Origin of the sequence: Tenacibaculum sp. SG-28 (genome assembly GCF_002954385.1) — a bacterium.
Lineage (GTDB): Bacteria > Bacteroidota > Bacteroidia > Flavobacteriales > Flavobacteriaceae > Polaribacter.
Map to the genome: position 1 here is coordinate 724,865 of NZ_MQVY01000001.1, position 12,350 is coordinate 737,214.

Genomic DNA, 12,350 nt, shown 5'->3' on the forward strand with positions numbered 1-12,350 from the left:
TAATTAAAAAATTCATGACAAATAAATCAATTTACTTCTTATTTACAGTCTTATATTCAACATTTTGCCTAGGGCAGCAAACACTATTAAGGCATCCAAAAATAAGTCCAGATGGATCTAAAATGGCCTTTAGTTATTATGGAGATATTTGGGTTTATGATTTTGAAAAAGAAAACACAAAAAGAGTTACCATACATCAGGCCTACGAGAGTGACCCTATATGGAATGAAAAGGGAACAGCAATAGCTTTTGCCTCGAACCGAAAAGGAAATACTAATGTTTTTATGGTTGATGCCGAAGGAGGAGCTCCATCACAACTTACGTATTACCCAACTACAAACACGCCAACTTCCTGGATTGGAGAAGAAGTTGTTTTTACAACTAATAGGGTATACAAAGGACCGGAATGGGATGCTCAAATATATACGGCAAATCAAAATGGAGGCACCCCACAGCGTCTGTTAAAAGCCTATGGGAGTATGGCTGCTGTTTCTCCAGATGGTAATTTAATAGCCTTTGTTAAGGGGGCATGTCGCATTTCGAGAGAGGATTACAGTGGTTCTGCGCAAAGAGATGTTTGGGTGTATAATACAACAACAAATACCTACAACCAAATTACAACAAGTAATAAAAACGACCATTCTCCGGCTTGGGATGCAAACGGTAATTTATACTTTATAGGTGCAGAAAGTGGTCGTTATAATATTTACAAACAACCATTGTCTTCTTCTGGGGTTCCGCAAGGAAATAAACAACAACTAACGAAATTAAAAACCGATGGTGTTCGGTTTTTTCTGTAAGTTCTTCGGGTAAAATCGTGTATAACTCCGGTATAGATGTATTTGTTTTAGAAGGAGGGAAATCTACTAAATTTACTGTTAATATAGCATCGGACAATCGTTTTGATAATGAGGAAATAAAATCGGTATCCGGTAACCTAAGTGCATATGCAGTTTCACCGGATGCGAAGAAGTAGCCATGGAAATCAATGGTGAGATTTTCGTGAAAATAAATGATAAAGAAAAAAAGCGTTCTAATAATATCAGTAATCACTCTTTTGTAGATAAAATGCCACAATGGATAGATGATAAAACGGTGTTGTTTTTGTCGGATAGAAACCACAAATTTGAAATATTTAGTGCTACTTCATCAGATACGCTTGTAGGTTTAGAAAGATCCTTAAAAATTGAAATAACTAAAATAGCATCAGAGGCTTCCGATATAGAGGAGATAATAGTTTCTCCGAATCGTAAAAAAATAGCTTATCGCGTTGGAAGAGGTAAATTAGTACTTGCAAACTTAAAGAAAGGAAAAATCAAAGACGCGGAAGTATTTTCAGATACTTGGGCTGCAGCCGAGGGTTTAACTTGGAGTCCAGACAGTAAATACATTGCATATTCTCAAGAGGATTTAAATTTTGATAGTGAAATTTTTATCCAATCTGTAGCAGACAAATCTAAAAAGATGAATGTCAGTATGCATCCGAGAAGTGACAGTAGCCCAGTTTGGAGTGCAGACGGAAAAAAATTGGCGTTTTTGTCGAATAGAAGTGGTATCAATTCCGATGTATGGATGGTTTGGTTACAGAAAGAAGATTGGGACAAAACAAAACTAGATAGAGAAGACGGTTCCTATTACAAAGAAAAACCAGCATCGGATACAAAAGCAAAAAAAGGCTCTAAAGCAAAAAAGAAAGAAGTTGTTGTCACCATAGATGAAGAGAAAATTTACGAGCGATTGGTGCAAGTAACCCGATTATCTGATGATGAATATGGCGCTACTTTTACGCCAGATAGTGAGTATATATATTTTTCTGCAACCAATCCAGCAACACAGAAAAGAAGTTTGTATAAAGTTAAGTATGATGGTAGTAAACCAAAAGAAATTAAAGGTTCTGCAAACGCAAGAAACTTCTCGATTGTTAAAAATAAAATGTATTTCACCGCAAGAGGTAGGTTTAAAGAGTTAAATCCAAAAACGGATAAAATAACGAGTTTGCCGCACTCTGCTGCATTTACAACCAACTATGCAATGCAACGTGTGCAGGTTTTTGAGGAAGGAATTAGAGCTTTAACAGCCGGTTTTTATGATCCTGAATTTCATGGTTATGATTGGAAAGGTTTGGTTAAAAAATACAAACCATGGGTGCTAGCTGCAACTACGCAGCAAGATTTTTCTTATATGTTTAATCTTCTTTTAGGACAATTAAATGCGAGCCATATGGGGTATCGTTCGGGGAACCCTGAAAAAGTGAAATTTGAAAAAATCGGAGTCTTAGGATTAGATGTTTCTCATGTGAAAAATGGGGTGAGAGTAAATTATGTTTTACCAAATTCTCCTGCCGATAAATTCCAAAGTAAACTACAAGAAGGAAATATTATTACCAATGTGAATGGAAAGCCTATTTCCAAAACAACAAACTTCTACAGTTTGTTTAAAAATACTAGTGCTAATGAGGTCTTACTAACACTAAGTGATGGTAAAGATATAGTGATACGCCCGCAAGTTTCCTTGCGTAGTGCACAATATGAAGAATGGGTTTCTTCGAGAAAAAAATTGGTAGCCAAATATTCTAATGGGCAATTGGGCTACATTCATATTCAGGGGATGAATATGCCTAGTTTTGAGCGATTTGAAAGAGAGTTAAAAGCAAGTGGATACGGTAAAAAAGGAATTGTCATCGATGTACGTTATAACGGTGGAGGTTGGACAACAGATAGATTAATGGCAGTTTTAAATGTGAAACAACACGCATATACCATTCCTAGAGGCGCAACTAAAAGCTTAAAGAATCACAAGCAATTTAGCGGAAATTATCCGTTCAACGAAAGAGCAATCTTGTCGGTAAACACCAAACCTTTAGTAGCCTTGTGTAATGAAAACAGTTATTCCAATGCCGAAATATTTTCACATGCCTTCAAGAGTTTAGGTTTAGGTAAACTAGTTGGACAACCAACATTTGGCGCGGTTATATCTACCGGAGGTAGAGGTCTTCAAAATGGTTTTATTCGAATGCCTTTCAGAGCGTGGTATGTAAAAGATTCCGATAAAAACATGGAAAATGAAGCTCCAGCTGTACCAGATTATTTGGTAAAGAACAATCCAGGTTGGAAAGATAGAGGAGAAGATGCACAACTTAGAAAAGCAGTAGATGTATTGCTACAGGATATCAATTAAAATAGAAATGTATAACTAAAGAAACGAAGACTTATGTCTTCGTTTTTTTTATGTGTACTTTTACCATATGTATCCTACAACCAAAGAAGATTTATTAGGAAAGTTAAAACTAAATTTTGGCTACGATTCTTTTCGTTCGAAGCAGCAAAATATCATTCAAAATATTTTAGCAAAAAGAGACACCTTAGTTATTATGCCGACAGGAGGGGGGAAATCCATTTGCTACCAATTGCCAGCATTATTTTTTGATGGTATTACCATAGTTGTTTCTCCTTTAATCGCTCTTATGAAAGACCAAGTAGATAGTTTAAGGGCTAATGGTGTTGCTGCTACCTATTTTAATAGCAGTCAAACAGAGGAAGAACAAAAACTAGTATTCGATGCAATTAAAGCCAAAGACGTTAAACTTTTATACACAGCACCGGAGAGTTTACCTTTATTACAGCATTTTATAAATCAAGATTTCGTGAGTTGTATTGCCATCGACGAGGCACATTGTATTTCCGCATGGGGGCATGATTTTAGACCTTCTTACAAGCAACTTTCCTTTTTGAAAAAAAAATTACCCGATGTCCCAATCGTTGCACTTACAGCAACTGCAGATAAAGCAACGCAAGAGGATATTATTACCCAATTGGGAATTCGTAAGGTAGATCGTTTTGTGAGCTCTTTTAATCGTGAAAATATAGCTCTAGAGGTAAGAGCAGCAAACCAAAGAGTGCAGCAAATTATAGAATTCATTCATGCACAAGAAAAAGATGCTGGTATTGTATATTGTTTGAGTAGAAAGACTACAGAACAAGTCGCCAATAAACTGCTGCAACATGGAATAAATGCTATGGCGTATCACGCAGGAATGTCTTCTGAAGAAAGAACGCTTACCCAAGAATCATTTATCAAAGATCAGTGCGATGTAGTATGCGCAACAGTGGCCTTCGGAATGGGTATTGATAAGTCGAATGTTCGATGGATAATTCACTACAATATGCCTAAAAATATAGAGGGATATTATCAAGAAATTGGTCGTTCAGGACGCGATGGATTGCCTGCAAAAGCTTTATTATTCCACAGTTACTCTGATGTTATCCAGTTGCGAAAGTTTATAGAGAATACAAGTAACAGAGAATTGCAAGAGGCTAAATTAGAACGAATGAAGCAATTCGCAGAAGCAACGGTTTGTAGGCGCAAAATTTTATTGAGCTATTTTGGGGAGCTAATAGAAGATAATTGTGGTAATTGTGATGTTTGTGCAAACCCGCCAGAATTTTTTGATGGTACCGTAATAGCACAAAAAGCACTTTCGGCTATATATAGGTTGCAGGGTAAAGAAGCGATGGGAACGGTTGTAGATTTTTGCGAGGAGCAAAAATGCAGCTATATTGGGTAAGAACTATCAGGTATTGAAAACCTACGGTGTAGGCAAAGATATTTCATGGAAGCATTGGCAGTATTATTTGGTACAGTTAGTAAATCAAGGATATTGTCAAATCGCTTTTCATCAGCATAATACCTTACACCTGAATGAGTTTTCAAAAAAGATTTTATTTGAAGGTGAAAAAATATTCTTAACCAAGCCTGTGGAAATTGTTGAAAAAACAGAAATACCTACAATAAAAAAGAAGAACATAATTGAAAATTCTTTATTCGAACGTTTAAGAGCACTTCGTAATCGAATAGCGAAAGAAGAAAATATAGCTGCATATGTTGTTTTTAGTGATGCTACATTAAGGGAAATAGAAAGACAAAGACCCTTAAGTGATGAAGAATTTTTAGGGATAAGCGGTGTAGGACGTCGTAAATTAGAGGTTTACGGTGGCGAGTTTGTTGCGGAGATAAAAAATTTTTTATCGGAAAAGAAAAGGAAGACAAAAGACACAACAGGTATAACCTATAAATTGTATAAAGAAGGATTTACCGTTGCAGAAATTGCAGAGCAAAGAGATTTAAAATCTACTACAATTTTTTCTCATTTATCTAAGTTATATTTGGAAGGAAAAAACATCGATTTGAGACAATATGTTACAGCGGAAGAAATGTTTAAACTTGCTAATGCAAAGAAAGTGCTTCAAAACGAGAAAGCGTTAAAACCTTATTATGAATTTTTAAATGAAAAATTATCCTACGAAAAAATCAGAATTGGGTTAACTATTTTAGAAAAGAAGTAGAATTAATCGTAGACACATATATACGAATAAAGAGGAAAGGAAGTCATCCCCCTAAATCTTTGACTTCCTAACCAATTCAATAACAATATTGATTCAAAATTACCGTAGATTAATACAATGTTATTTTTTATTTCGAACAAATGCAGTATTACTGCGATTAAAGCCATAAATATGTTGTTAATTGGTAAAAACTCGTTTTAATTTAAGCAATATCCTAGACAAAATAATGGTTTAAAAATGCATTAATTGTATTATATCTGTAAAAATGTTTTGTTCTGAAATTTATTTTGAAGAGAATACAATTATTGCGAATAAACTTTTGATTTTTGTAAAAAAATATTAAATTTAAAGGAGTTAACATTAATAATTTTGTTTAACTTTGCTTCGATATGATTAAACAAAATAAAAGTATAGCAGTAATTGGTTCCGGTTTTTCCTCTTTATCTGCTGCTTGTTACCTTGCTAAAGAAGGGTATCACGTAACAATTTATGAGAAAAATAATACGGTAGGAGGCAGAGCTCGACAGTATCTAAATAATGGATTTACCTTTGATATTGGTCCTACGTGGTATTGGATGCCAGATGTTTTTGAAAAATTCTTTGCAGATTTTGGTAAGAAACCTTCTGATTATTATGCTTTAGAAAAACTTTCTCCGGCATACCAAGTGTATTTTGACCAGCAAGATAGTATTACAATTCCGGATAATTTTAAAGATATTTGTGCAGTTTTTGAAGCGGAAGAACCAGGTAGTTCAAAACATCTTATAAAATTCATGAAATCTGCTGAGGATAATTATGATATTGCGGTTAGAGATATGGTTTATAAACCAGGAGTTTCTCCCTTAGAACTAGTTTCTGCCAAGACTGCAGTAAGAGTAAATCAATTTTTTCCACGATACGAAAAGAAGTTAGGAAAAATATCAAAAGTAAAAAACTAATTCAAATACTAGAATTTCCAGTATTATTTTTAGGAGCAAAGCCTAGCAATACTCCTGCCTTCTATAATTTTATGAATTATGCAGATTTCTCCTTAGGGACCTGGCATCCTGTTGGTGGTATGTATAAAGTAATTGAAGGAATGGTTTCTCTTGCTAAAGAATTAGGTGTTACTTTTAATACAAACAGCCAAATCACCAAGATAGTATTACACGATGATCAAAGTGTTAAAGGTTTGGAGGTCAATGGTGAGTTTTCAGCGTACAACCTCATTCTAAGTGGTGCAGATTACCATCATACAGAAACACTTTTACCAAAAGAAAATAGACAATACTCAGAGAAATATTGGTCAAAAAAGACCTTTGCACCATCGTCCTTATTATTTTATGTAGGTTTTGATAAGAAATTGCAAAATGTTTCGCACCATACCCTGTTTTTTGATACGGATTTTGATGTGCACGCAAAGACAATATACGATACACCAAGTTGGCCAGAAAATCCATTGTTTTATGCAAGTTTTCCTTCGATTACAGACGATTCTTTTTCGCCAAAAGGAAAGGAAGCTGGTACGTTTCTCATACCTCTAGCACCAGGAATTGAGGATACGCAGGAAATTAGAGAAAAATATTTCAAGATTATCATGAAGCGTTTAGAAAAGTTAACTGGGCAAAGTGTTGAAGATTCTATTCTCTTTAAAGAAAGTTATTGTGTTAATGATTTTATTGAAGATTATAATTCTTACAAAGGAAACGCATATGGATTAGCTAATATTCTTACGCAAACAGCTTTCTTAAGACCAAAAATAAAAAGTAAAAAGGTAAAAAATTTATTTTTTACCGGACAATTAACAGTTCCAGGACCTGGTGTTCCTCCATCTCTTATTTCAGGGAAAGTAGCAACAGACTTAATTCTAAAAACAACCACAAAATGAAAGAACTCTTCGATCAAGTATCCTACGAATGTAGCAAGCAGGTAACAAAATATTACAGTACCTCCTTTACGTTAGCAACAAAAATGTTAGCTCCAGAGATAAGATCTGCTGTCTATAATTTGTATGGTTTTGTACGTTTTGCTGATGAAATTGTAGACACGTTTCACGATTACGATAAAAAGTTTTTGTTGGATAAATTTGAAAAGGATTATTATGAGGCCTACGAACAGGGAATTAGTTTAAACCCAATATTAAATGCTTTTGTCCATACGGTAAAAAAATACAATATTGACGATGCTATGGTACAAGCATTCATTGGAAGTATGCGGGCTGATCTTACCAAAACAGTATACAAAACGCAAGAAGAGTATGAACAATATATTTATGGTTCTGCAGATGTGGTAGGTTTAATGTGTTTAAAAGTTTTTGTAAAAGGAGATGTTGAAAAATACAACGAATTAAAAGATGCTGCCATGCGAATGGGATCTGCTTTTCAGAAAGTGAATTTTTTACGAGATTTAAAAGACGATGTAGAATTGTTAAATCGGTCGTATTTTCCAAATGTCAATTTAAAAGAGTTAGACGCAGAATCAAAAGAAAAAATTATTGCAGAAATCGAAGACGACTTCGATTATGCATTTAAAAATGGGATTGTAAAATTACCTGTTGAAGCAAAATTAGGAGTCTATATCGCTTTTAGATATTATCGAAGACTTCTTAAAAAACTAAAAAAGACACCATCGAGTAAAATTATTAACACTCGAATTCGAATTTCTAATGGTTTAAAAATAAGTTTATTGATGCGAGGTTATGCGAGGTATAAATTGAATATATTAAGATAATAAATGAATTACTACATCTTTAGATTTTGTTGTAATTATTTCAATTTTATTAACAGTAATCATTAATTAAATTCTATAAATTAAAACGATAATGATATTATTTTTCTTGGTAACTCTGGGAACTTTTGTAATAATGGAAGGGATAACATGGATGACCCACAAATACGTCATGCACGGATTTGGATGGTTTTTACATGAAGATCACCACCAGCCTGGATACCCGCACGTATTTGAGAAAAACGATGCGTTTTTTGTGGTTTTTGCAATTCCGAGTATGCTGTTATTTTTCTTCGGAATTCGACCAGAATTAAATTTTTTATTCTTTATTGGGCTTGGTATTCTATTGTATGGAATCGCTTATTTTATTGTACATGATGTTTTAATTCACCGACGTTTTAATTGGTTTAAAAATACTAAAAACGCCTATTTACGAGGTCTTCGCAAGGCCCATAAAATTCATCATAAAAATATGGGTAAAGAAGATAGCCAATGTTTTGGTATGTTGTTTGTTCCATTTAAATATTTTAAACAAGCAAAATGGAAATAAGTAAATATTTGTACTTAACGCTTAATCTTGGAAGTATTTCTATACCTCTACTGTATAGTATCTTCGAAAAGGATTTCCATTTCATACAATATTTTAAAAAAGTAATAATAGCAATAACTATGATAGCAATTCCTTTTTTGATATGGGATGCTTTTTTTACAGAGATGGGTGTATGGGGGTTTAACGCAGATTATCATTTGTCTTTAGAAATTTTGGGAATGCCCATCGAGGAATGGATGTTTTTTTTCTGTATTCCCTATGCGTGTATTTTTACGCATGAAGTTCTAAAATTCTATCTACCTAACTATAAATTATCACGGAAAAACACTATTAACCTCAGCGTTTTTTTATTGCTTGTCATAACAATATTATTGGTTTTTAATCTAGGGAAGTGGTATACTTCGGTAAACTTTGTATGGTTCATTTTATTATTGTCGTATAGTTTGAAAAATCAAATAATAGCACTGCAAAGTTACTTCCCTAGTTTTTTAATAATTCTAATTCCATTTTTTATTGTAAATGGAGTTTTGACAGGTAGTTTTATAGAAAATCCTGTCGTATGGTATAATAATGAGGAGAATATCGGCGTGCGATTGTTCACCATTCCGTTGGAAGATGTTTTTTATGCTTTTAATTTACTTTTTTCCATTCAACTCATATTTAACTTATTAAGTGCTAAAAATGAAGTTCATGTCACAGAAAAAATTAGGTAGGTTTCTGCTTTTTTTAGCAGTGAATTTTTTTGCATTGTATGTTGGCGTACAGTTAATGGGTGATGGTTCTAGATCAGAGTGGTATGTTACTTTAAATAAAGCACCCTGGGGACCACCAAATTGGCTTTTTGGTGTGGCTTGGACAACAATAATGGTCCTTTATGCATTATACATGACAAAATTAACTTTTGCATTTCCATATTTTGATAAAAAATTATTGTTTTTATACAGTTTACAATGGGTATTAAATGTCTCCTGGAATTATGCTTTTTTTAATAAGCACAATACTGTTGCAGGACTAATAATTATTATATCCCTTCTCGTATTAATTGCATTTTTTACAGGGAATTTTCGAAAAGAGACAAAAGTATTTACCATTGGTATAGTACCTTACTTAATTTGGTTGGCATTAGCAACAAGTCTTAATGCTTACATCGTTTTTAATAATTAAACAAATACGTTATGACACGAAAAAAAAATATTACCGCAGAAAAAATAGTAGATTTTTACATGAACGATGTTTTACTAGAACACACGCCAAAGTCTGTATATGCATTTGCGGATAAACATAATTTTAACGAGGGGGATTTTTATCAATTTTTTCCAAGTTTTGACAGATTAGAGCAAGAAATTTTTGCGCTTTTTTGTTCTAATACGGTTGCTTTATTGGTTAAGAATGAAGCGTATACTACTTATGACTCTAAAGAAAAACTTTTGAGTTTTTATTATACATTTTTTGAGATTTTAACTGCTAACAGATCATACGTGTATTTAAAATTAAAAGGTAATAAAAACAAATTAGAGTCTCTAAAATTGTTACAAGAACTCAAAAAAGAGTTTTCCAATTATATAACAGCCGAAATTTATAAAGATGGTATTGATTTCAAGAATAAAAATATCAATAAACTAAGAGATAAAAGTGTTCTTGAAGTTTCCTGGATCCAATTACTTTTTACCATTCAATTCTGGTTAGAAGACGTGTCTAAAGGGTTTGAAAAAACAGACATTTTCATCGAGAAGTCTGTGAAAGCAACTTTTGATTTAAGTGATATTACACCTTTGCAGAGTGTTTTCGACTTTGCAAAGTTTTTGTGGAAAGAAAAAATGCCGACATCATGAAAAGTATTGACAGTATACCAACATCAAAAATTCAAAGAGCTTCTAAATTAATTACAACAGGTTTAAAAGTTGGCGTTAATTATGCTAAATACTACGGGGAAAAAATAGTTAAAAGCGAAGAGGAGGCCAAAGAACACCTAAATGAAGCAAATGCTTCTGATATTTATGACGGATTGAAAACATTGAAAGGTTCTGCTTTAAAAGTGGCACAAATGTTAAGTATGGAGAAAAATATTCTACCAAGTGCATATGTAGAAAAGTTTTCTTTATCGCAATTTTCCGTTCCTCCTTTATCACCTCCATTGGTAGTAAAGACTTTTAAGCGATACTTTAAAAAATCACCGCTTGAAGTTTTCGATACTTTTACTTCAGAGTCTGTAAATGCTGCTAGTATCGGTCAGGTTCACAAGGCTACTATCGGTGAGAAAAGTCTTGCGGTTAAGATCCAATATCCCGGAGTAGCAGATAGCATATCTTCAGACTTAGCAATGGTAAAACCAATTGCAATTAAAATGTTTAACATCAGAGGAGAAGGTTCAGACGAGTATTTTATGGAGGTTGAAAATAAGCTAACGGAGGAGACTAATTACACATTAGAATTACAGCAGAGCAATGAAATCGCAGCTGCGTGTAAGCATATTCCTAACTTAAAGTTCCCCACGTATTATCCGGAATATTCCTCCGATAAAATTCTTACAATGGACTGGATGAAAGGTATACACCTTTCGGAATACACGCAAAAGAAAAATTCTCAAGAAAGCCTTAATACCATAGGGCAAGCCCTTTGGGATTTTTATATGTTCCAAATGCATACGCTCCGTAAAGTACACGCAGACCCTCACCCGGGTAATTTTCTAATATCGGACAAAGATGAACTAATAGTGATTGATTTTGGATGTATGAAAGCGGTACCCAATAGTTTTTATGTACCCTATTTTGAATTAGCTAAAAAGGAAAATATAGAAAATGAAGAGTTTTTCTTAGAGAAATTATATGAATTAGAGATTCTTAAACAGAGTGATACTGTCGAAGAGAAGGCTTTTTTTTCCGATCTCTTTCACGAATTACTCTCTTTATTTACGCAGCCATTTCATAACGAAACCTTTGATTTTTCAGACGAAGTTTTCTTCAGTAGGATCGCGGATTTAGGTCAAAAATACGCGAAGAGTACAGAATTAAAGAAAATGAATGGCAACAGAGGATCTAAACATTTTATATACATTAATAGAACCTTTTTTGGATTGTATAATTTAATGCATGACTTAAAAGCGAAAGATATTAAAATTAATAATTTTAAAACATTTTAGTGCATTTTACTCGCGAGCAAATAGACAATTTACATCATATTTATAAAATAAATCTGATAAATAGCATTTCTGGTTACAAATCGGCAAACCTCATTGGAACAAAGTCTGGTGTCGGTATCCCTAATGTTGCAGTTTTTAGTTCTGTGGTGCACTATGGATCCTCTCCTCCGATTTTAGGTTTTGTGTTGCGTCCTACCACAGTTAATAGAAATACCTATGACAATATTAAGGAGACCGGTCTCTATACGATTAACCATATTCATGAAGGAATAATAGAAGACGCACATCATACCTCTGCTAAGTATCCTGCTGCTATTTCTGAGTTTGATAAAACCGATTTAGAAGAACAGTACATTAACGATTTTTATCCGCCTTTTGTTAAAAATACAGCGGTACAGATAGGGTTGAAGTATTTGGAGGAATACCATATAAAAGCAAATAACACTATTTTACTTTTAGGAGAAGTAGTCGATCTTTATGTTAAGGATGATTTGGTCGCTAAAGATGGGTTTATCAATTTAGCGAAAGCAAACACGGCAACAATTAATGGATTAGATACCTATATGGTTCCTAAGACTTTAAAGAAAATGACGTACCAAAGACCAAAGTAAGT

The 12,350-nt window shown here is 33.5% G+C and carries 12 protein-coding genes and 1 pseudogene; all 13 read left to right on the forward strand.

Annotated elements, in window-relative coordinates:
* Positions 1-14 precede the first annotated feature (14 nt).
* The 13 genes and pseudogenes from BSU00_RS13130 (at position 15) to BSU00_RS03200 (ending at position 12,348) form a co-directional block, all read left to right on the forward strand.
* Complete coding sequence (locus tag BSU00_RS13130) at positions 15-800, forward strand: DPP IV N-terminal domain-containing protein (RefSeq protein ID WP_233188560.1); 786 nt, start codon at positions 15-17, stop codon at positions 798-800.
* A gap of 17 nt (positions 801-817) precedes the next feature.
* Positions 818-976 carry a hypothetical protein gene (locus BSU00_RS13135; protein ID WP_233188561.1) on the forward strand — a complete coding sequence of 53 codons (159 nt, stop codon included), beginning with the start codon at positions 818-820 and terminating at the stop codon, positions 974-976.
* A gap of 2 nt (positions 977-978) precedes the next feature.
* Positions 979-3,177 carry a S41 family peptidase gene (locus BSU00_RS03155; protein WP_233188562.1) on the forward strand — a complete coding sequence of 733 codons (2,199 nt, stop codon included), beginning with the start codon at positions 979-981 and terminating at the stop codon, positions 3,175-3,177.
* Between the two features lie 67 nt (positions 3,178-3,244).
* Positions 3,245-4,564: an ATP-dependent DNA helicase RecQ gene (locus tag BSU00_RS13855; RefSeq protein WP_369820244.1), complete on the forward strand. Its 1,320-nt coding sequence runs from the start codon at positions 3,245-3,247 to the stop codon at positions 4,562-4,564.
* Positions 4,565-4,577: 13 nt separating this feature from the next.
* Positions 4,578-5,342: a helix-turn-helix domain-containing protein gene (locus BSU00_RS13860; RefSeq protein WP_369820245.1), complete on the forward strand. Its 765-nt coding sequence runs from the start codon at positions 4,578-4,580 to the stop codon at positions 5,340-5,342.
* 389 nt (positions 5,343-5,731) lie between these two features.
* Positions 5,732-7,209: pseudogene (locus BSU00_RS03165) on the forward strand (phytoene desaturase family protein).
* Positions 7,206-8,051 carry a phytoene/squalene synthase family protein gene (locus BSU00_RS03170; protein WP_105003085.1) on the forward strand — a complete coding sequence of 282 codons (846 nt, stop codon included), beginning with the start codon at positions 7,206-7,208 and terminating at the stop codon, positions 8,049-8,051. The pseudogene BSU00_RS03165 and the gene BSU00_RS03170 overlap by 4 nt, the downstream one beginning before the upstream one ends.
* Before the next feature lie 91 nt (positions 8,052-8,142).
* A complete protein-coding gene (locus BSU00_RS03175; protein WP_233188563.1) occupies positions 8,143-8,598 on the forward strand; it encodes a sterol desaturase family protein in 456 nt (151 codons plus the stop codon).
* Entirely contained in the window at positions 8,589-9,311 is a 723-nt protein-coding gene (locus tag BSU00_RS03180; protein WP_105003087.1) for a lycopene cyclase domain-containing protein, read from the forward strand. The genes BSU00_RS03175 and BSU00_RS03180 overlap by 10 nt, the downstream gene beginning before the upstream one ends.
* Positions 9,289-9,762: a TspO/MBR family protein gene (locus BSU00_RS03185; protein WP_105003088.1), complete on the forward strand. Its 474-nt coding sequence runs from the start codon at positions 9,289-9,291 to the stop codon at positions 9,760-9,762. The genes BSU00_RS03180 and BSU00_RS03185 overlap by 23 nt, the downstream gene beginning before the upstream one ends.
* An 11-nt stretch (positions 9,763-9,773) precedes the next feature.
* Positions 9,774-10,430, forward strand: coding sequence for a TetR family transcriptional regulator C-terminal domain-containing protein (locus BSU00_RS03190; protein WP_105003089.1), 657 nt, complete (start codon positions 9,774-9,776; stop codon positions 10,428-10,430).
* Positions 10,427-11,737: an AarF/ABC1/UbiB kinase family protein gene (locus tag BSU00_RS03195; protein WP_105003090.1), complete on the forward strand. Its 1,311-nt coding sequence runs from the start codon at positions 10,427-10,429 to the stop codon at positions 11,735-11,737. Before BSU00_RS03190 ends, BSU00_RS03195 begins: the two co-directional genes overlap by 4 nt.
* Positions 11,737-12,348, forward strand: coding sequence for a flavin reductase family protein (locus BSU00_RS03200; protein WP_105003091.1), 612 nt, complete (start codon positions 11,737-11,739; stop codon positions 12,346-12,348). The genes BSU00_RS03195 and BSU00_RS03200 overlap by 1 nt, the downstream gene beginning before the upstream one ends.
* Positions 12,349-12,350 lie beyond the last annotated feature (2 nt).